Source organism: Microcoleus sp. B4-C2 (assembly GCF_036705265.1).
In the GTDB taxonomy this organism is placed as follows: Bacteria; Cyanobacteriota; Cyanobacteriia; order Cyanobacteriales; family Microcoleaceae; genus Microcoleus.
The window spans coordinates 1-20,164 of sequence record NZ_JAUBUB010000110.1 but is presented as its reverse complement, the minus strand read 5'-3'; the positions used below and the strand labels follow the sequence as shown (position 1 = coordinate 20,164).

Genomic DNA, 20,164 nt, shown 5'->3' with positions numbered 1-20,164 from the left:
GGTTTTGTTCGCATCAAAAGCAACTCGCGAAGTATGATTCAAGGCATCGCGATAAGCCAAGGTAGTCTGAGACACCAAACCTTTGTGCTCGGCATTCAGGTTGAGTTTTAGCTTGGCGGTGATTATTTGAGGCATTACTTTCACGAAGTCTGAGAAAATTCTATCTCGTGAACATGGAAAAAGCAAGTGGTGTAGCAAAAATTATTTGTTCGCTCATCGACCGCCCCGAACTTTCCGACACATAAAGTCATCGGTTTGGTTCGGGACGGCTCTCCTGGCTCACGCAAATTCCTCCCGACGCTCACCTAGGTACAGGTAGAGCGCGGGACTCCTTTTGGTTTAGTTGAAGAACCGCCTTATTTTTCGTGTCTATCAATTATGCCTGCATAGCCAAGCGTATTTTCGGGGGTTGGGCGCATACCTCAAGCCCCTTTTTTCTCAACGCCGAGGAGGTGATGCCATGTAAAAGGTCGATCGACCTCACAGGAGTGCCCAACTCAAAATTGTATCAGCAGTAATAATTTTTTAACTGTTGGTTTAATTTAATTGCTAATTCGGCCCAAAGCTCTCTGGAAGTTCATCGATTTTTTCTATTTTTAGTTCTCGGCAAATAGCTTTCAACTGAAAGAGAGAAAATTTTGGTTCTGTGGCTCCAGATATCCATCTATGATACGTGGCCCGGGGAATCCCGCATCTAAAAGCAAACTCATCTTGTGATAAGTCTGTTTTGTTGATTCTTAGGGCTTCCAATGGTGAATTGCCCTCCTGTCTTCGTTCTTTTCTTGATGACATTGTAACATAAATCTCAAATTGAGATGTCATACTTGACAAATTTAAATCGACATCTCATAATGAGATACAAGTGACAGAACAAAAGCTGGCCGGTCAGGGCGAACAGCCAAAACCTACAGTTTTGAATAACCGCCTTGAGGTGATGCCATGTAAAAGGTCGATCGACCTCACAAGACAGCCCAACTCAAAATTGTATCAAAGATCCAGACCAAAACTTCAACTTTGCGATCGCACAACTTCCGTGCTATCGTGCCCTTTCTCGAACCATTCCAGATCATGTCCACATCAATTGACAACTTCTACCTAGGCGATGTCGCCTCCAACTTTCACTTTGCAGGCCCGCTGCTAGACTTTGAAGAAGAAATCCAGAATCAATCTCCCTTTCACGATTTAGATTACCTCACAGGCGAAATTAAAAGGGGATTCCTAGACTACGTGCGTCAAGGAATCATGCTGGACGCCATCCGAAAGCTGCGATTGTACAAAGACAAATTCAAAACTTTTAAAAGTTACTGCGAACAAGCATTAGGCAGGCAGTATTTTTACTGCACGCAAATTATCAAAGCTGCGAGCATTTGCCTGCGCTTAATTAAAGCCGGATTTGAGATTTTGCCTAGCTGCGTTGCTCAAGTTGTCCCTTTGTTCAAACACGCAATTACCGACCAATACGGCGACTGTCGTTTACAGGAAAAGTGGCAAGAAGTTGTCGATGTCATACCCAAAGAAAGGATTACGGCAGTAACTATTGCTGAAACCGTTGACAACAATCCCAACCTCCGGCTCAAACAAATTCGGATTAAAACCGACACCTACGCCATTTTAACGAAAAAAGCAGCCGCAGCCGGACTGTCAATTTCGGAATTTTTGGCAAGGTTGGTTGGCGAATACAATCCCAGAAATTCAGACCAGCCAGCGGAACATACTCCCGAACAAGAGGAGATTTTAGACCAATTAGACGCGGAGTTTAAGAAGCCGACCACGGAAACGACTTCAACTTCTGCCCCAGGAAAAGTTAAGTCTAAAGGTTTTGGAGTCAAAGTTGAGCCAAAAGGTGGTAAAAGGGAAGTGAAGGCGAAAACTTCGGAAAGGGAAGTTAAGGCGAAAACTTCGGAAGGTGAAGTTAAGTTAAAAAATCGGCAAACTGAAATCAAAGCCGAGAAACAGTCGAATTCATTTAATGAGAAAAATCATGAAGTCATCTGCCCAAAATCCTATCATGCGTCAACTGAAATTAATGGAGGCTCAACTGAACGAAATTCAGTGCCACCTTATTAAAGCCAGTGTGTTGAATTGGTGGCAAATAGTTTTGCCTGACGGTCAGAAAATTGCGATCGAGCACGCGGGCGGCGGACACTGGATTTTTCGGGCTAACGGGCTTGAGAAATTTCATCCAGAAGTGCGGCTAGCGGTGTTAAGGGCGATCGCCGAAGGCTGTCGCCGATAAGTTACGGGTAAGGACACGGCATCACAGCCGTGTCCCGGAAGGGGCTGGTAGGCGATCGATCTGATTTCATATCATTTGGGGATGCAGGGGGCGATCGTTTATACTGGTTGAAAGTCGGATTGTCGATCGGCTTGTAGGGCGCTTTGGGCACGGCCAAAAAGCCTTGGACGTAGAGCGCCCCCTCAATAGCTAAGGCTGCCTTACAAGCGTTGTCAAAGCAAGTTTTAGCTTTGCTTTTGATCGGGGTCGCGATTTCTATCTATCGCACCTCATCTAACAGTTCGGTCATGACGTTTTCTCTCGATATCACTCAGTATTAGTTTAATATCATATGCCCAACTCATGTTTGAGAGTTTTTACTGCATCAATTGCTTCTTGAATTTCGCGACCGTAAGTTTGGCTAATTTGTGCATGATTTAGGGGATTCATAATTAATGTACGATATAATTCAATATTTTGTTTACAGGTTGCACTTAGAAACAGAGTTCCATCCTTTTTGTAGGCGATAAGTGGTTGCCAAAAGTCATCGGTTGTTAATTTTTTAGACTCTTCTTGATATTTTACCTTTAAGTAATGCTTATCACAGAATTTTTTGAGGATGACTTCAAAGGCGGTACGCAAATATACAGCGGATGCTTTGAGATCGGGAGCTTGAGGGGGAGCCGGGGTAAGATATTGTTGTGCTTTGTCTAAATAATCAGTGTCTTGCTTCCAGACAGGAATTTCTAAATCCTCTGTAATTTTTCCGCAATAAAGTTCCTGAAAAACCCATTTGTTACCATCAAATCTCTGTTTAAGAATTTCATACCACTCCCGATCGTAGGTCATCAAAAATATTTGGTACTCGCTGAATTGATCTTTGATAATATCAATTAAGGGGAGGCGATTAGACATATCTAAGCCAATAAAAATATCATCTAAGGCGAGTAGTTTGAGTTGGGGTTTCGGTGCTACGAGGAGAGAGCTAAAATAAAGCGCGATCGCAATAGCAGAGAGTTTTGCTTCATTCAGGAAGTGATGTGGACTAGATATTTCTCGTTCTAGGAACTTAATATTTAATAAAATCTTCCGATTGTCAATACAATTTTCTTTTTGGTCGTCTCTATATTTGGCTGTGTTATCAAAAGTAATGCCTTGAAAATGTAAAGAAATGACAATTTTATAGCCAAAATATTCCATCAGTTGTGTAGCTTTTTGCTCTAACTCGTTGAGCTTGGCGCGTAGTCCTTGATTAAAGATTTGGCTTTCGGCTTCAAAAATAGCAATTTTGCGCTTGTGATTTTTTTGTTTTGGAACAATTGCTAGTAAGTCATTCCAGTTATCAGGAAAGGTTCTTTGCAGGGGATGAAGGTCATTAATACACTGTCCTAACAGGCTATGAACTAATAGCTCAAAAATATTGACTTCGGGCTCTTTGTGATGGATAAAATGAACTTCAAGTAAACGTTTATAGTCTAGGATACCTTTAGCTTGAGATGCGGCAATTATGTCTGGATCGTTGGTAGTGCGGGTGGTAGATGACCACTCGTGAACAATTTGGGGTGTATTCAGGTTTTGTCGCAAAAAGAATTTGATATAGCCTTCCTCATTTTCCGGTGCAAAGATATTTTTATATTGCTCAAAGTCTAGATTATTAATTCCAGATTCAAGCAGATACTGAAGTGCTAATAAAAGGGAGGATTTACCGCTACCATTTTCACCATAAATCAGTAAGTTTGGTTTCCCACGTTCTCCATCTTTTGCTAATTCGACAATATGATGATTGTAGAAAGCACGAAAATTTTTAATCTCAATTTTAATTATTCTCATCCTAAACCTCTAATAATCCGCACGACTTCTAAACTATTCAAAAAATAAATATTAACCCGAATCGGATGCTCAGAGTCAAACAGTCGTTTAAAGATTTGTCTCAGCGCTGGCATTTTATCACCTTTGATGGTATCGAAAACGGGAAGATTTTCCGATAACACATGACTCATGAAGTATTTGTCATGGCTGTGCAATTCTTCCGGTAAATATAACTCCATCACCAGCGCATCCACAACTTGCTCAAAATAACTCAGCATCAGTTTGTCTTCTGCTGTTTCTACCATCTTTTCGCCATGACTAGGAATATCTTTGAGTTCGGCGGTGAGGTAGATGATGTAATTAACTAGGGTTTCAATTAATTCAGGGCGATCTGATTTGACTATAGGTAGTTTTGAAACGTACATCGGCTTGAACTCATAGAAACCTCCTTGTTTTGAAGCAGCAGTATTTTGGATAAACCACCACATCAGTTGTGAATTGAGGATACCAAGAACATAACAAACATCTTCTATAACACAAATAGAAGTTTTATCATTGCTGAAATAACCGGCAAAATCAGCAGCATATTCAACATTTTGAGTAATTGCAGGAATAATAATCTTAGGCTGCTCAAATTCTTGCCAATATTTACATGAGCGCAACTCCCAAAAATACTTACCCTGATCTTCTCTTTTGATTAAAGAAGCTCTAAATTGTTGAAAATGTTTATAAATAGCTGGGTAGGTTTTCGCAAAGACTTTTTCCGCTTCTGAGTTTTCTTTATTTGACCACGGGTGTTTTTTATTTTCAGATGACTCGATCTTAATTAAATATTGATCGGCAAAGTTTACTCTCCATCTTTTAACATCACGACCCCGCAAAAAAGGTTTGAGAACTTCCGCAGAGGAGGAATGTTCAGCGATGAGTCTATCTCGCGTTTCTGTATCCACCACAAATGCTTCGTTAAAAGCAGTTTTAATACCGTAATAAAATCTGCCATTCACATATTCCCCTAGCGGTGTACCAGCTTTTCGCAGTTTTCCCAACAAATTGAGAACTGTTGACGACTCTAGCCGCCAACCATCAGCAGTCAACTCCTTTTGTGCCATCAAAAAGCTCTGATTTTCAAACACTGAAGCAAACTGATCGACAGCTTGCCCTAATTCCCAATTTAAAACGCGAGTTTGATGATTTTTAGGCTGTTCTTTACTAGCAATAATGATGCTAGGGTAAGCAATAGCCGTAAAAATCGGTGCATCACCAAAATCAATTAATTGCTGAATAGTCGATTCATTAGCTAAAAACTTACGCAGCTTTTCCCCGTAACCAGAGCGAAAATATTTATTTGATGAGATGTAGCAGAGAATACCTTGATTTTTCAGGAGCTTTAACCCTTGCTCATAAAAATAAACATACAAATCAGCTACACCTGTATAACAATCATACTGACTTTTAAAGATAGGTTTAAACTCTTTAATTTGTTCTTGGCGCACATAGGGCGGATTGCCAATACAAACATCAAAACCCTCACCTAGCCCAAACATCCATTCTGAATCAAAGAAATCAGCCACAGCATTTTGCTCGTAAGGCTTCCAATTAGCCAACTTTTCCGCACTTTCACTCGGAAAGCCACCACTTTTAAGAATCTCACTAATCTGATGACGAACTTGATCATCCAATTCTCGATACTTAGCCTTAGTTTTAGGAGTACGAGCCATAAAATAACTTCTGCGAACCTCTGCTAATTCCTTTTCCTTTTGTTCAATGCGAGGATCACGTAAAGTAAAATCAGCAGCCCCTTTAATTCCAATCAAAGCATTAGCCGCCACAAACTTAGTTTCCAAATTCGGTAAAGGACGTACACCCCGATTTTCCTGAGAATCATGAATATTTTGGTGAACAATCAGCGAAATGAAAAACCTTAACTTAGAAATCTGGATAGCCACCGGCTGAATATCTACCCCATAAATGCAGTTTTCAATTAAATATAACTTCCGTCCATAATCCAACTCATTATGCTCAAAAGCTTGCTCAATATCCTCAATTACCTTTTCTCGAATCGTGCCATCAGGAATCTCACTAGCCTTAGATATTTGCTTTTCCTTCCATCTGCCATTTTGCGGGTCAAGCTTACTCAAAATATACACCAACTTATGCAAAATACCCATCGGAAAAGCACCCGAACCGCAAGCCGGGTCGAGAATTTTCAAATTATCAATCGCCTCAATCAATCCTGATACTTCTGTATCTGTAAACTGATGCTGCTGATTATTATAAGCAAACAGATGGCGCAACCTTTGATTCACTTCTTTTTCTCCACTGAGTGAAGTCAATTTACCTTCCAAACAAGCAATTAATGCCTCATCTACCATGTAATCAACAATTTCACGCGGCGTATAAAAAGATCCGGTTTGCTTCCTAGCAGTTGTATTCGTTTCCGGGTTATAAGCAGCGAGTAAATTTTCAAACACCTTCCCTAACAACTCAGGATCAAGGGCAATTTCTTCCTCAATCGGGGTATTTTCAGTAACAGTAAACTTATAACTATGAAAAATATTAATTAAACCTCGCACCGTATAGCGCTTGTTTTTTGTCCCGTAAACATCATTCAGATCAATTTGTTGAGCGGATTCACTAAAAAATAGACAATTAGGAATATTTAGCCGATTATCCTGACGTTCCGAAAAACCATCAATGCGGACAATCTGTTTAGGCTGATATTGATCGGGTTTATCCAAACATTCAAATAAACCACCATTCAGAAATGGAATATTATCAAACAATCTGAGTATCGCTGGGGAATCGTGAAAATAATGCTCATAGCGATAGACATTATGCACCATGTAATTTTGGTCACGTCCCCCTGCTTGCTTCGCCTTATTTCTAAACTTACGATTATCAGGTTTACTAGGAGTATTCATCTCCTGATTCAGGGTTGCAAAGAATAAATTTTGCAGAATCGCTTTATAATAAGTGCTTTCTGTCGGTTCATAGGACTTGATTAATTGCTGTACCCTTTGATAGTTAAACAAATCATCTGGTACCAACCCTTTTTCCTTGAGAAACCAAACAAAAATCAATCTCGTAATTAAACGAATAACGCTAGTAGCATTACGAATCTCGACATTTCCCCCCGCACCTTCGGGAAAAGTAACATTTTGTACCGCCCAAAAATACCAGTTAGCTACTTCTTTGAAAAACCGTTTATTTAGTTCAGAAGTATCAAGAGTTTTCTGCCAAGCATCATGCAATTGGTCAAAGTTAGTAAATTGATACTGTTTAAACAACTGAGGTAATGAAAGGTCAAAAAGTATTTCAATATGAGCGCGATGGGGCTGAAAAATATTAATATCTTTAATTAAAGTGATTTTTTCTAAAACATCCTTAGAAGTTGCTCGTTTATTAGGACGGCGGTTAATTATCGACAAAGTAAAACACTCACCATGTCGGAATAAAACCATAATCGGAATATCAGATTGACGGTTAACTTCGCGAGTAATGTCCGATAGCTGACTGCGTGTGTAATCATTCTCCCGCAACTCAACCGCCAAGAAAATATAAGATTGCAGATAATTTTGATCTATGTTACTAGAAAATCCTAATTTACGATTGGATTTAATCTCATCTTCAGTCAGTTGAAACAAAAAATCAACCGACTTCCATTGAGATAAACTCGCCCGTTGCTGGTTGATTTCCCCAAATCCAAAAGTATCGATAAAATCTTCAGGGGAATTGCTATCTAACTCAAATTTTCTTTGCGTCGTATATCCTAGGGTTTGGAATAATAGCTCTAGCTTCTCGGCTGCATTACCCGCAGCTAAACTTTGGATAGATTTCGCAATTTTATCTTTCATCTCTCGTTCATTCATCTTTAATCACCAACCATGTAATTAAATCGAAATCAGTTTTGCTTGTCACCTGTTTTTTGTGTTCTGGCATTACCGCACCTTTACCAGACTTAAACAAATTACTACCTAACCGCTTCTTAAAAGTCCGAGTAATCGAATCAACCGCCCTCTCAAGCAAATCGTTATAAACACTCATATCTTCCCCGTTATTCGTCTGGTTGTCAAACAAATTACACAACGAGTCATAAGCTTGCGCCTGATTCGCACATAACAACCGAAACATCTCTAAAATCTGCTTAGGTTGAGCAAAACTGAAACGTACTACCTGATCCTCTCTAATATACACCAGAAAGTACGGTTGCAGAGGATTAACCTGCTCATTTCCCGAAGTATCACCTTTCTGTTTTAAACAAAAAATTACTCCTGGTGCAATTATCGGATTTTCCGACGCTGGTGGAACGACTGCATAAATACCCAAAGGTGCATCTTCTAGCTGTTTCTGGTTCCTTTGCAAGTAATTACTTAGTTCAATGCGAAAGTCATCTAAGGTAAACTCATTGAGGGCAACGCTTTCGTTGAAATCCTCTAAATCTAATACCTCATTCTGCAATCGTAATAACTGTTTATCTCTATATTTTAAATCCGTTTGAATTAACTCTTCAATTTCATCCGGTTCCAGCAAGTTGTCTTCAAAGGTAGCGGCAATATCTACCAACGCCATCCTTGCTTCTACTCGATTTTTGAGATTGATGTATTTATTTAAGTCATCAGTAGGCCAGAAATTCACTAACTGTACTGTATGGTTAACACTACCGATACGGTCAATCCGTCCAAAACGCTGAATGATTCTGACTGGATTCCAATGAATATCGTAATTAACTAGATAATCGCAATCCTGTAAATTTTGCCCTTCAGAAATACAATCTGTCGCAATCAATAAATCAATCTCTCCATCTTGGGGCATAGATGGCATCTTGTCGCGCTTTTTGGAAATGGGAGAGAAATTAGTCAGAATTTGATTGAACTCATTCTTGCCAAATGTAGTTTTATTTCGGCCAGTTCCCCCAACTACTAAAGCTATGTTAATATTGAGCTTAGAAGTTGCGCTCCATTCGTGCAAAGCCTGATAAAGATACTCTGCTGTATCGGCAAAAGCAGTAAATACCAAAACTTTACGGTTAGGTTGATTTTGTTTATTAATTGTTGGCTGTTTTACTTTGTTTTGAATCAATTTTTTCAATTCGGCTAACTTGGCATCCCGCGTTTCATCAACCTGCAAAGCGGAATTATAAAGAATCTTGAGTTGTTGCTTATCCTCTGCTAAATCTTTTAACCATTCATCAGTATCAAGATGTGCCATCTTAAAAGTAAACCTGGAACCAACCTCGATAGCTGCTTGTAGTTCTTCATCATCAATATCTTCAAGATTTAACTGATTAAACTCAATATTCTGGTTTTGATCTCGAAACTGCTTAAAGGTTTTAATTCGTTCCTGTAAATCTGCAATTTTAGCGATAGTCCTTGCCATCGTAATTGCAAAGGATGTCACCGAACTTTCCAGCCGTTTAAGAAAGTTAACTTTCATCATCCCGATGAGAAAATATTCGCGTACACTCTGCTTAAATCTTTGTCCTGATTTATGTTCGTATTCTTCTCTGTACTGCGGCAAAACATATTTAGAAGGGTTAAATAATGACAATTTATAATTAGAAATTTCATCATTGAGTTTGTCGTAGGACATAAACTTACCTTTCAAATCAATTGTTGGAAAGATAGACAAGGGTTTTATCCTAATTGGGAAGCCGCCTAATTGCTCTACAACATCTTTATAATATTTTTGAATATGTTTGCGAGAACGAGCTATGGTTAATTCGTCAAGCAGTTTAAAAAACCCAGAATCAAGGGAATTTAAGAGTTCGCTAGTTATGCGACTACTCTTTTTTGACCAAGTGGTAAAAGCTCGTTGAGCGCTAGCTAGAGTATCTTTCAGGCTAACTACACCAATTGCTGCTTGAAAAGCATCATCCTTGCCTTCAGTGATAAATTCAAGCTGATGTCTTAAATCAGTCAGGTTATTATTAACAGGAGTAGCAGAGAGTAATAGAACCTTGGTTTTAATGCCCGCTTTAATAATGTCATCCATCAGTCGCTCATAACGACTTTTACGAATTATATTCCCATCTTCATCTCGCTTACCCTTAGTGTTGTTGCGGAAATTATGGGATTCATCAATTACTACTAGGTCATAATTTCCCCAGTTAAGAGTCCCTAAATCGGTATCACCGGATTTGCCAGACTCACGACTTAAATCTGTGTGAGATAAGACTGTATAATTAAAGCGATCGCTAACAAATGGATTTACTTCACTATTATTCTGTGCGTGATAGATTGTCCAGTTTTCGCGTAATTTTTTTGGACATAACACTAAAACTCTATAGTTCAGGATTTCAAAATATTTAATAACTGCTAAGGCTTCATAGGTTTTTCCTAAACCCACACTATCGGCAATAATACAACCATTATGGGTGCGAATTTTATTAATTGCTCCTATTACGCCATGTTTTTGAAATTCCAATAAAGTATTCCATATGGTAGTATCAACTAGCTGGTTGCTTTCACTGAACAATCCAGCGTATTGTTGGTCTGCTAAAAATTTTTCAAAGATATGAAATAGGGTTTTGTAGTAAACCAGTTCTGGGGTGGAGTTAGTATATAATTGTTCTAAATAAAACAACACATCTGCTTTGATATCTTTGACCAGTTCTTCATTGTTCCAAATTTGGTCAAACCAAACTTTGAAATCATAAGTGTCTTCTATGCTACTGACGATTAAATTTAATTCAATATTGTTGATATTGTCAGACAATCCTAAGCCTTTTATGGTAAAATTAGAACTTCCCATAATCGCGGAGGGAACTCGATAAATGGTAGTCGATCCATCGGGTCTGATGTCCTGTACTTCATTGTCAATATGATAGAGTTTTCCGTGCAAGAAGTTAGACTTTGCGATCGATTTTATCTCTACTTTTTCTCTAATCCAGTCAGCACAATCTTTGGCTAAACGTTTTTGTTGAAGCTGCTTTAGGAGGGTTAACCCTTCTCGATCGATTAAGAAGGCTTTGGTTTCATTTCTGTGAGGATCGAGAACAAAAGTTGGTTCGCCAAACAGGAATTGTAATTTTTCAATTTTCAATAGCTGTTCTTTCAGCTCTTCAAAAGCATAAATTGTAAAATAAGCTGAAACAATTGATAAGCGGGAACCTTCTTTGATTTTAAATCTTAAAAAATCACCAACACACCCCCGTGTGTGGTTATCTTTAATGCCTGAATATGATAAGGAAAAAATCGAACGGGGCATATTTTTTACCTGTTCAAGGTTTATTGTTAAACATATTTTTTTTTAAGAATGTTAAAATCTTGTAGGACTTACGCAAGTGTCACAGTTAAATCAACTTGTAGGATGCCCCGGACATTGATTATTTCGATTTCAACAGATTTTTCGGCTCCGGGACACCCTACGGAGAGGCTACATTAAGGGAAGAGTGAGCGAAATATCAGCGGAAAACAGAACTCTCGGTAGGATCGAAAACCTATAACCCTTGATTTATAAATGATTTAAATTCATGGACACAACTGGACTCGAACCAGTGACCCCTACGATGTCAACGTAGTGCTCTAACCAACTGAGCTATGCGTCCTCACGAATTCCTAATGTAGCAGAACATTCGATCGCCTGTCAAGCATAAATATGAAATTTTTTAAGCGGGCACTCTTGACATCGCCCCTAATGCCCCATCCCCCGCCAAATCTTCACAGTTCGATCGCCCGCACCGCTAGCCAAACTCCCCCCATCAGCACTAAACGCCACCGACAAAACCTCCTCCCCGTGGCCCGTCAGAATTTCCAGCAAACCCCCCGTACCCGCATCCCACAAATAAATCGTCCCATCCCGACTCCCCGTCGCCAAAACCCTACCATCGGGACTCAACGCCACACACAAAACATCCCCAGAATTGTCCCTCATACTCCGCAGCAGCGTCCCTCGCCCCTGTGCATCCACCCGCCACAGCTTCGCCGTACCATCCCGACTCCCCGTCGCCAAAATCGATGATCCTTCTGCATCTCCCCCCCTTACCAAGGGGGGGCTGGGGGGGGTCTGACCGGCAGGGGACACAGAGGAAGTCAATCCTTCTCCTACTCCCCCCCTTACCAAGGGGGGGCTGGGGGGGGTCGCAAAAACGATCGCCCGCACCCAATCCCCGTGCTCTGCTAAAGTACAAATCGATCGACCCTTTTGCCAATCCCACAACTGCACAGTCTTGTCCCGGCTGCCGCTAGCCAAAAACTCCCCGCCAGGACTAAAAGCCACCGCCTCCACCCCGCCAGCGTGACCAGTCAAAGCCGACATCCGCCTTCCCTTATTCAAATTCCACAACTGCACAGTTTTGTCCCGACTGCCGCTAGCCAAAACCTGACCATCCCGACCAAACGCCACAGCAGAAACCCTGTCAGAATGACCCGCCAAAGCGTACCACCACTTACCCTTATTCAAATTCCAAATATGAATCATTTTGTCCCGGCCGCCACTAGCCAAAGTCGCGCCATCAGGACTAAACGCCACACAAGTCACCCAGTCAGAATGACCCGTGAGAGTGTACCACCGCCTACCGGTCTCCAACTTCCACATCTCAATCGTTTTGTCCTCACTGCCGCTAGCTAAAGTCGTGCCATCAGGACTGAAAGCTACCGACGTAACAGCATTAGAATGCCCTACCAGAGTATGAACACACCTCCAAGTAGGCGCGCGTGCGGGCACAACCCGCTGCATCGGCGGCACAGGTAAAATGGTGCCTGCAACCGTTGGCGGCACTGCATTCTGCACCACAGGCGTCCTCTGCGGCACGGAAATTTTAGGCGCTGGTAGGGGCGGTGCCCCCGTGCCCGCCCCCGTGCCCGCCCCCGCCGACTGCTGCGGCTGCAAATCTTTCAATACCTCAGCTACAGATTTGTAGCGCCGACTGAGACTCGATTCGATCATTTTGTCGAGGATGCGACTTAATTTCGGATCAATTGGAACCTTCAAAAAGTCTCGCCAAACCCAAGCATCTTGATTGATATCGAACAAATCAAAAGGAGATATTTGAGTCAGCAAATAAATGCAAGTTACTCCCAAACTATACAAATCACTGGCATAAACCGCTTGACCTCTAATTTGTTCCGGCGCGACGAATTCGGGAGAACCGATGACTGTACCGGTTTCTCTCAAACCCTCCACAAGTTTTGCAGCGCCAAAATCAACTAAAACTAATTCCCCGGTTAATGTTGGGTAAGTATAAATGGTGGGAGTTTGAGAAAGGCGGCGGCGGATAATATTGGGGGGTTTAATATCTCGGTGAATTACACTGCGATCGTGCACGAACTGCAATACTGGCAATAAATCCTTCAGCAGACTAAGAATCTGACTTTCGCTGAAAGGCCCACTCCGCGCCAACTCTTCCTGTAAATTCTGACCTTCTATAAATTCCTGTACCAAATACTGATAGCGTTCCTGCTGAAAGTGCGCCAGCAGTTCGGGAATTTGCGGGTGTTTCCCCAATTCGTCTAGCCGCACCGCTTCTCGGTTGAATAATTCTGCTGCTTTCTCGCTGCTGCTGGTACCTTGGGATAGGGGAAAAAACTGTTTAATTGCACAGCGCGGTTTTGAGGGTTTGTCTTGGTCTATTGCTAAAAAAGTGCGGCCAAAACCGCCGCGCCCAAGGGGTTTGATGGCGCGGTAACGCTCTCTGAGCAACAGTTTGGAGCCGCAATTCAGGCAGAATTGGGTACGATCGGCATTTTGCGGGTTTTGACAGGCGGGGTTTAGGCAATAACTCATAACTAAACCGAGAAGGAATCAGCAGCACATCTCTATGATACTGACGCCCAAGCGCGATCGACTCTCGCGTTACAATTAAAAACCAAAGGACTTGAGTCGTCAGAATTTAAGATGTGGCTTTTACTTTCAGAGCATACTCTTTAAACCTTTCCAAGTCAGCCTGAATTGTCGATTCAACCACGCGGCCCAGAAATAGGTTATCCATCAATTTTCCCAGCCAGCCGGGAATTCCGTAAGCCACTGTCAGCTTGACGATACTGCTGTCTTTGCGATCGTAAAATCTTACGGCACCTCGATTTGGTAAGCCGTCTACCGATTCCCACTGAATTATCTGATTCGGCACTAATTTGAGAATCCGAGAAAGCCAGCTAAATTCTAACCCGCCAGTTGCGAGTTTCCAGCGAGACAACTCTGGATCTTCTTCGAGAACATGAACAGATTCTATCCACTTCATCCAGCGCGGCATTTGCTCTAAATCTGACCAGAGTTGCCACGCTAATTCGATGGGAATTGCCACTTCTACTTGGACACTGTGTTCTAACCAATCAGTCATGGGATTTTAGATTTTAGATTTTAGATTTTAGATTGAAGAATTGTTTCTTTTTTTCTTGTTACCAGGAAGAGCCTGGTAACGCAGATCCAGAGGCTCCGCCTCACTTTTCCTCTCGAATACTGGAGGCAGAGCCTCCCGATCGCCCTTCCCAGGCAGAGCCTGGGAACGAGAGAAAACGATAGAAGACTAAGGACTAATGACTGTAAGCTTCGAGAATTGCCTTAGCGGCTTGATGGCCTGAAAGTGTCGCTCCTTCCATACTATCAATGTAGTCTTGCTGAGTGTAACTTCCTGCTAAAAAGAAATTGGCGATCGGAGTTTTTTGAGCAGGGCGGAAAACATCCATTCCCGGTGCTTCGCGATACAAAGATTGAGCTAGCTTCACTACACTGTACCAAGTCATGTTTAATTCCCGCGCTGACGGGAATAAATCCTGAACTTGCTTAAGTACGTGTTGGGCGATCGCCTCATTGCTTTGTTTAATAAACGGATCTCCCGGAGTCAACACCAACTGCAACAGAGAACCTTGTCCTTCCTTATAATAATCCTTGGGACTTGTCAGCGCCAAATCAGCAAAACAGGAAAAATCTGCATCTGCTGAATATAGCAAATTATCGATGCCGACAGCGTGGCTCAACTGTTTGCGCTTGGCTTCGTCTTCCAATTCCGTTACCCAACCGTCGAACCGCAATTGCACTGTAGCAACTGGCACCGCATCTAATTTATAAATGTTGTCAAATTCTGACCATTTGCGCCAAGCTGGGGGCAATATTTTCTGAATTCCTGGTACGTCTAATGCAAAAAGATAAGCATCAGCGGTAATAGTTTCTTCAGTTTCGCCGCTAGCTACTGCCAAGCCTGTGACGCGGGTTTCTGCACCTTCTTCAAACTGAATTTCTCGGACTCTGCGCCGCGTGTAAATTTTTGCTCCTTTCTTTTCCAAATATTCCACAATTGGCTTGTGCAAATATTCGCTGGGAGAACCGGCCAGCATTCGCATCCTTGATGCTTCTGTTTTGGTAGCAAAGAATTGAAATATTGTCAGCATACACCGAGCAGAAATATTTTCGGTGTCGATAAAACCCAGTGCGTAGGCGATCGGATTCCACATTCTTTTGAGCGAGTTTTGGTTGCCGCCATGACTGCGGAACCAGTCAGCAAAGCTAACTTTATCCAAATCGCGGATGGTTTTCATCGCTCCGTCAAAGTCGATCAAACCTCGGACGATCGGGCTAGTTCCCAGGGCGATCGCATTTTGAATTTTGTCTTGTACGGATAGCTGGGATGTAGTAAAAAATGCCTTCAATCCGTGCAAAGGAGCACCCACGGGAAAGCGAAAATCCAAAGAACCAGTTTCGCCACCTCGATTGATAAAAGTGTGGACGTGTTCTTTGAGGAGCAAATCGTCAAAAGCTCCCACTTTTTTCATCAGGGCAAATAAGTTATAATAGCAGCCGAAGAAGACGTGCAAACCCATTTCAACGTGATTGCCGTCGGGATCTACCCAACTGCCAACTTTGCCGCCGACAAAGGGGCGGGATTCAAAAATTTCTACTTCGTGGCCGGCCTCCACTAAATCGACTGCTGTGGTCATTCCAGCCAGTCCCGCACCTGCGATCGCAACCCGCATTTTACCTATCCTTTACAGTATTTTTACAAATTGTAACAAAATTTAGAATATTAGAAATATTATTAAAGTTCGTAAATGCCGATCGACACTTGTACAGCCCTCTGAATTCTGGCTAGGACATCGGCACTAAGTTGACCGTAAGCGCCTTGTTCCAGATAAGTCTTTTGGACAGTTATAATTTGCTCGCAGACAGCCAGCGAGTCAGATTCTAACCCTCCTTCACCAGCCGGAATCAAAACCCGAGTCGGAGTTTCGCCTCCTCTCAAATCGCTAGTAAAAGGGACAATCAGTACAGTACGGCTCAATTCATTCCGGCTATCTATGGAAACGACAGCAACAGGACGCTTTTTGGTATCTCCGATCGTTCGCAAAGCTCTAACAAGATAAACTTCGCCTTGTCGCGGATAAGCTTCTGTCATTGTATCAAAGACCTTCCTCTATTAAAATTTCTTCCATTTGTTCCTGAGCAAATGTTGCCCATTCTTCCTCAAACTCAATATCTTCTTGGCTGCGGTTTTGATAAAACTTCCGCAACTTATCTTCTATTTGCTTAGCGTACCAGAGACGGAGAGCTTGTTCGATAGCTTCCGTCCAATCATCAGTAAGCTGGTCTATTTTCTCCGCGAATTCAGCATCAAGGGCGACTAACACTTCTCGCTTTTGAGTAGAATTTGACATAATCATTTTCCTTTATAATTTAAAACCTAGGGTGCGCTGGGGCGCACCTTACAAATTACTTTTACATATTCTTTCTTCCTTCTTCCTTCTTCCTTCTTCCTGCTTCTTTATTCCTTCAAAACATCGGCATTAACTGAAGTGGCCCAATTCCCAACTCTTTAGCAGACACCCAGCGAACCTCAAGCAAAGCGATCATATCCTTAAACTGAGGCTGACCGCGAGAAGCACCCATCAACCCTTTAGCAATAATCAAACCGCACCAACCATTGGTTAATTTACAGCGACGGTCCCATTTCTTGCGAGCTTCCTGATGCACCGGATCGTCTTCATTAAACTCCCCAAACAAATACAGCTCCCCATTTTTAGTTTGCAAAATACCCAAGTCGAATTGCTCATCCTGAAAAGGATTTTCGCCCGGATTAAAACCAATCCCCTTCACACCTCCAGCTTCTTTCAAATCCTGAATCATAGTTTTTGCCTTCGGATGAGAAGTTTGGATCATCACCACCGGCAAACCATCTCCGGCGGTATTAATATCAACTTCTGCACCTTGGTGAAACTGGACACTTTGGCGCAGGAAATCTACCGTTTCCCAAGGTACGGCACCGAGACTCAAAAATGAATTTTGCGGTACTAAATCGTCCCGCAGCAGTGGCTTGTCAAATTCATCATCGTCATCATCGTCATCATCGTCATCACCGAGCATCTGTAATAATTCGTCTGATACATCGGGCATCGTGGAAACTTTAACGGATACCTGTTGAATTTCTCCGTCAGGCTGCGGAACAGGGATGCGGTAGCGGCTGCTAAGAGTGGGAAAAGTGTCTGAGCCCAATTTCCGGCGGCCGTTGCGGAAAAAGCGATGAAATGCTTCGAGAGCAACTAACATCGTGAGGGCTTCTTCTTCGTAAAGGATCGATCGCAATCCTTCTAAAGGATGTAGGTTGCCGAAATTTGGTTCAATTTCCGAGGGAGGCAAATCGGCTAAATCAATTTCGTCCTCGTCGTCCTCATCAATATCTGCTGCACTTTCAAAGGTAACAAACAAACAGTCTTGCCCTAAAAAAGCCTGTTCTAAATCTTCAAAAGATTCATCGTTGACGACTCGTTCTCGAAACCGCTTCAAGGATTCTAGAGAACGGTACAGTAAAACTCCGTAATCCATTCTGCCTTGCCCCAATACGGACACGTAGAGGCTGGCGACATCCCACTGATTGATTTCAATAGATATAATTTGGTGTTCCCTCAAAGTCCGCCACGGAGCGTCTTGCCAAATTTGAGCAGCTTTTTCCATTAAAACTTCAGCATACTGAGGTGGCAACTCAGGAGGTCTGTTGATGGCGACCTCTTCCATGCCGCGAAATATTTCGTCAATTAGGGGCAATTCCGGCACGTAGTCAATGGAAATGCCTAAATCTTGAAGTACGCCCCGCAGATAAAATTGAATTTCTCGGTTTTTGACTACTATTTTTTGGGGGCGGACTGCGGGAGCCGGACTTTGGGGATGTTCCATTGCCCGTAGCAGGGCCCGGACGATCGCCTCTGGGCCGGCATCTGGGCCTACCATGTCCATAGCCCTCACGACTCCTTCGGAGCCATCGACCCAGAGAATGCACTCGCCACCTGCTTCTAGAACGTCATCGTCATCTAGCATCATGTGCGAGTCAGCATTAGATAAGGGTCGGCGATCGCCCTCCCACACGCTGGGAATTTGAGGTAAGTTTTGTAGCCGACGAAGAGTAGAGCGATTCAGCGCTGCCATAGAGTAAGCCCGTTGGGTGAAGCATTGTTGCGGTGCCGATAGCCGGTCAACCGCTGCTTATCAATCATAAACCCTATAGGGGGAGAGGACATCAAGCTGGGGAACGAGGCCCCACGGGAATTAAAAATTAGAAGCTAAAAATTCGGCCTTCAGCATCTAACCTTATGCCTTCTGGCGAATGCCTGTACAATGGAGGGATAAGATTACACTCTTAGCATTAGACAATCTCAGGAGTTCGGCAAATTATGACTCAAGCCATTTCTGAAAAGCGCGGCATTCAAATGACAGACTCTGCTGTCCGTCAAGTTTTAGCTCTGAGAGAGAAACAAGGTAAAGACCTCTGCTTGCGGGTAGGGGTGCGCCAGGGCGGCTGCTCTGGTATGTCTTACGTCATGGATTTCGCAGACCCCAGCACTGTGAAATCCGACGATGAAGTGTTCGACTACGATGGTTTTCAGGTAGTTTGCGATCGCAAGAGCATTCTTTATCTCTACGGTTTGGTTCTCGACTTCAGCGATGCTATGATCGGGGGCGGTTTTCAGTTTACTAACCCCAACGCAACTCAAACTTGCGGTTGTGGCAGTTCATTTTCTACATAAATTGGAAAATAGGGCATTGGGGATTGGTAATTACTCATTGCTGAGAATGCCTCGGACTGCCTTGCTGCGTCCCGCACCCAATGCTCTTTCCAATCTAAAATCTCAAATCCAAAATCTAAAATCGAATGACCCCTGAAGAATTGTTTAAAGACGGTTTCGATCGCTACCAAGCTGGCGAAGCCCCGGCTAATCTGATCCCCGTGTTTAAAGAAGTGTGCGAAAAAGCTCCCAAAAATGGCAATGCTTGGGCTAGCCTCGCGTGGCTCTACCTGTTGGAAAATAAACCATCTTCGGCTCAAAAAGCAGCGAAAACAGCCGTTAAATTGAACCCTCATGACCCCCAAGCTCGCATCAACCTAGCAGTAGCGATCCTCGATCTCAAAGAGAAAGGAGTGCGTCCCCACGTAGAAGTGGCTCAGCAACTTCTGATGGCTTCCGAAGAGTTACTCGACGAAGTTAAAAAAAATTTTGAAGAAGGATTAAGTAGAAAACCCGACTGGAAGAGTCTCGCCCGCGTTAAACAGTGGCTTCTGGAGCCGTAACCGCGCAAACAAGTCTATTTGGGTGCGGGGATCGACGAAAGTGGCTTTGCGGTTTATTACGACATCGTAATAAATCAATAAATAACTTTATGGAAAACTCAGAAAGTCAGTGCTAGTATTTGAAGACTTAGACGATTGACAAACCCGCTCAGCGGTTTTCAGATTTTACTACGATAATACTAGGAGTTGTAAAAACATGAGCACTGACAGCCACGTTAACATCAAACCCGCAACCCGCAACCACAAAGGTTTCTTTATTCAGCCAGCTTCTTACAAGTTGATGAGCATCGATAAATCCGGTTGGGCCTTGATTTGCATGGACAAAGCAGTTTGTCACTACGTAGACCCGGATGATTTGCAATTGCCCAATAAATCAGGAATGTCTGAAGGTTAATTCTGAAGTTGTGAGAGACTTTAAGATGCTTTATTTGAGTAGCTGCCCTCCATGGAGGGCAGCATCTTTTTTAGTAAGAAAAAAGTCCTGCAACGCGCAGTGATCTCATGTCCGGTCGATCAACCATAATATCCGGTCGGGGCGGGTTTATTGGATTTGGGATTTGTGTTGAATATCACGGTAAACCCGCCCCTTGTATCTTAAAAGAGTGAGTCAGGCGATTGCCACGTCATTGATTAGATCATACCGACAAGTGGGC

Annotated in this window: 16 protein-coding genes and 1 tRNA gene; 5 read left to right on the top strand and 12 right to left on the bottom strand. The window is 42.7% G+C overall.

Annotation, left to right across the window (positions count from 1 at the left end):
• Positions 1 to 549: 549 nt before the first annotated feature.
• A complete protein-coding gene (locus tag QUB20_RS24495) occupies positions 550 to 792 on the bottom strand; it encodes a helix-turn-helix domain-containing protein (RefSeq protein ID WP_293176868.1) in 243 nt (80 codons plus the stop codon).
• A gap of 276 nt (positions 793 to 1,068) precedes the next feature.
• Between QUB20_RS24495 and QUB20_RS24490 the strand changes: the two genes are divergently transcribed.
• Together QUB20_RS24490 and QUB20_RS24485 are read left to right on the top strand one after the other, a co-directional pair.
• Positions 1,069 to 2,067: a hypothetical protein gene (locus QUB20_RS24490; RefSeq protein ID WP_333055575.1), complete on the top strand. Its 999-nt coding sequence runs from the start codon at positions 1,069 to 1,071 to the stop codon at positions 2,065 to 2,067.
• 10 nt (positions 2,068 to 2,077) lie between these two features.
• Positions 2,078 to 2,236 (top strand): hypothetical protein, encoded by a 159-nt coding sequence (locus QUB20_RS24485; protein ID WP_333145087.1) that lies wholly within the window; start codon positions 2,078 to 2,080, stop codon positions 2,234 to 2,236.
• 1 nt (position 2,237) lies between these two features.
• On the opposite strand, the gene QUB20_RS24480 is transcribed toward QUB20_RS24485, so the two are convergent.
• The 11 genes from QUB20_RS24480 to QUB20_RS24430 form a co-directional block, all read right to left on the bottom strand.
• Positions 2,238 to 2,387 carry a hypothetical protein gene (locus QUB20_RS24480; protein ID WP_333055577.1) on the bottom strand — a complete coding sequence of 50 codons (150 nt, stop codon included), beginning with the start codon at positions 2,385 to 2,387 and terminating at the stop codon, positions 2,238 to 2,240.
• Positions 2,388 to 2,563: 176 nt separating this feature from the next.
• The gene (locus tag QUB20_RS24475) at positions 2,564 to 4,045 is read right to left on the bottom strand and encodes an AAA family ATPase (protein WP_333246031.1); all 1,482 of its coding nucleotides are present in this window, start codon (positions 4,043 to 4,045) and stop codon (positions 2,564 to 2,566) included.
• Positions 4,042 to 7,893 carry an Eco57I restriction-modification methylase domain-containing protein gene (locus QUB20_RS24470; protein ID WP_333246029.1) on the bottom strand — a complete coding sequence of 1,284 codons (3,852 nt, stop codon included), beginning with the start codon at positions 7,891 to 7,893 and terminating at the stop codon, positions 4,042 to 4,044. The genes QUB20_RS24475 and QUB20_RS24470 overlap by 4 nt, the downstream gene beginning before the upstream one ends.
• On the bottom strand, positions 7,886 to 11,230 hold the full coding sequence (locus QUB20_RS24465) for a helicase-related protein (RefSeq protein WP_333055580.1): 3,345 nt from the start codon (positions 11,228 to 11,230) through the stop codon (positions 7,886 to 7,888). Before QUB20_RS24465 ends, QUB20_RS24470 begins: the two co-directional genes overlap by 8 nt.
• Before the next feature lie 266 nt (positions 11,231 to 11,496).
• Positions 11,497 to 11,570: transfer RNA gene (locus QUB20_RS24460), tRNA-Val, on the bottom strand.
• Positions 11,571 to 11,656: 86 nt separating this feature from the next.
• A complete protein-coding gene (locus QUB20_RS24455) occupies positions 11,657 to 13,747 on the bottom strand; it encodes a serine/threonine-protein kinase (RefSeq protein WP_333246027.1) in 2,091 nt (696 codons plus the stop codon).
• 106 nt (positions 13,748 to 13,853) lie between these two features.
• A complete protein-coding gene (locus QUB20_RS24450; protein WP_015175311.1) occupies positions 13,854 to 14,300 on the bottom strand; it encodes an SRPBCC family protein in 447 nt (148 codons plus the stop codon).
• Between the two features lie 193 nt (positions 14,301 to 14,493).
• Positions 14,494 to 15,930: a 9,9'-di-cis-zeta-carotene desaturase gene (zds, locus tag QUB20_RS24445; RefSeq protein WP_333246024.1), complete on the bottom strand. Its 1,437-nt coding sequence runs from the start codon at positions 15,928 to 15,930 to the stop codon at positions 14,494 to 14,496.
• A gap of 62 nt (positions 15,931 to 15,992) precedes the next feature.
• The gene (locus QUB20_RS24440) at positions 15,993 to 16,349 is read right to left on the bottom strand and encodes a type II toxin-antitoxin system PemK/MazF family toxin (protein WP_333237674.1); all 357 of its coding nucleotides are present in this window, start codon (positions 16,347 to 16,349) and stop codon (positions 15,993 to 15,995) included.
• A 4-nt stretch (positions 16,350 to 16,353) separates the two neighbouring features.
• Positions 16,354 to 16,608 carry a hypothetical protein gene (locus tag QUB20_RS24435; protein WP_333212548.1) on the bottom strand — a complete coding sequence of 85 codons (255 nt, stop codon included), beginning with the start codon at positions 16,606 to 16,608 and terminating at the stop codon, positions 16,354 to 16,356.
• Between the two features lie 115 nt (positions 16,609 to 16,723).
• Positions 16,724 to 18,370 carry a DUF6930 domain-containing protein gene (locus QUB20_RS24430; protein WP_333246022.1) on the bottom strand — a complete coding sequence of 549 codons (1,647 nt, stop codon included), beginning with the start codon at positions 18,368 to 18,370 and terminating at the stop codon, positions 16,724 to 16,726.
• Positions 18,371 to 18,615: 245 nt separating this feature from the next.
• On the opposite strand from QUB20_RS24430, the gene QUB20_RS24425 reads away from it, so the two are divergent.
• The 3 genes from QUB20_RS24425 to QUB20_RS24415 all read left to right on the top strand — a co-directional run bounded on the left by QUB20_RS24425 (position 18,616) and on the right by QUB20_RS24415 (position 19,905).
• Positions 18,616 to 18,969 (top strand): HesB/IscA family protein, encoded by a 354-nt coding sequence (locus QUB20_RS24425; protein WP_006632680.1) that lies wholly within the window; start codon positions 18,616 to 18,618, stop codon positions 18,967 to 18,969.
• A 125-nt stretch (positions 18,970 to 19,094) separates the two neighbouring features.
• Positions 19,095 to 19,511: a tetratricopeptide repeat protein gene (locus QUB20_RS24420; RefSeq protein ID WP_333055586.1), complete on the top strand. Its 417-nt coding sequence runs from the start codon at positions 19,095 to 19,097 to the stop codon at positions 19,509 to 19,511.
• Positions 19,512 to 19,707: 196 nt separating this feature from the next.
• Positions 19,708 to 19,905: a hypothetical protein gene (locus tag QUB20_RS24415; RefSeq protein WP_006632682.1), complete on the top strand. Its 198-nt coding sequence runs from the start codon at positions 19,708 to 19,710 to the stop codon at positions 19,903 to 19,905.
• Positions 19,906 to 20,164 lie beyond the last annotated feature (259 nt).

What these genes read in the sequence shown, in the direction of transcription:
- QUB20_RS24450 (WP_015175311.1), bottom strand. Translation starts at nt 14,300, where the DNA reads ATGACTGATTGGTTAGAACACAGTGTCCAAGTAGAAGTGGCAATTCCC.
- QUB20_RS24490 (WP_333055575.1), top strand. Translation starts at nt 1,069, where the DNA reads ATGTCCACATCAATTGACAACTTCTACCTAGGCGATGTCGCCTCCAAC.
- QUB20_RS24470 (WP_333246029.1), bottom strand. Translation starts at nt 7,893, where the DNA reads ATGAATGAACGAGAGATGAAAGATAAAATTGCGAAATCTATCCAAAGT.
- QUB20_RS24420 (WP_333055586.1), top strand. Translation starts at nt 19,095, where the DNA reads ATGACCCCTGAAGAATTGTTTAAAGACGGTTTCGATCGCTACCAAGCT.
- QUB20_RS24495 (WP_293176868.1), bottom strand. Translation starts at nt 792, where the DNA reads ATGTCATCAAGAAAAGAACGAAGACAGGAGGGCAATTCACCATTGGAA.
- QUB20_RS24425 (WP_006632680.1), top strand. Translation starts at nt 18,616, where the DNA reads ATGACTCAAGCCATTTCTGAAAAGCGCGGCATTCAAATGACAGACTCT.
- QUB20_RS24430 (WP_333246022.1), bottom strand. Translation starts at nt 18,370, where the DNA reads ATGGCAGCGCTGAATCGCTCTACTCTTCGTCGGCTACAAAACTTACCT.
- QUB20_RS24415 (WP_006632682.1), top strand. Translation starts at nt 19,708, where the DNA reads ATGAGCACTGACAGCCACGTTAACATCAAACCCGCAACCCGCAACCAC.
- zds (WP_333246024.1), bottom strand. Translation starts at nt 15,930, where the DNA reads ATGCGGGTTGCGATCGCAGGTGCGGGACTGGCTGGAATGACCACAGCA.
- QUB20_RS24440 (WP_333237674.1), bottom strand. Translation starts at nt 16,349, where the DNA reads ATGACAGAAGCTTATCCGCGACAAGGCGAAGTTTATCTTGTTAGAGCT.
- QUB20_RS24435 (WP_333212548.1), bottom strand. Translation starts at nt 16,608, where the DNA reads ATGTCAAATTCTACTCAAAAGCGAGAAGTGTTAGTCGCCCTTGATGCT.
- QUB20_RS24455 (WP_333246027.1), bottom strand. Translation starts at nt 13,747, where the DNA reads ATGAGTTATTGCCTAAACCCCGCCTGTCAAAACCCGCAAAATGCCGAT.
- QUB20_RS24475 (WP_333246031.1), bottom strand. Translation starts at nt 4,045, where the DNA reads ATGAGAATAATTAAAATTGAGATTAAAAATTTTCGTGCTTTCTACAAT.
- QUB20_RS24465 (WP_333055580.1), bottom strand. Translation starts at nt 11,230, where the DNA reads ATGCCCCGTTCGATTTTTTCCTTATCATATTCAGGCATTAAAGATAAC.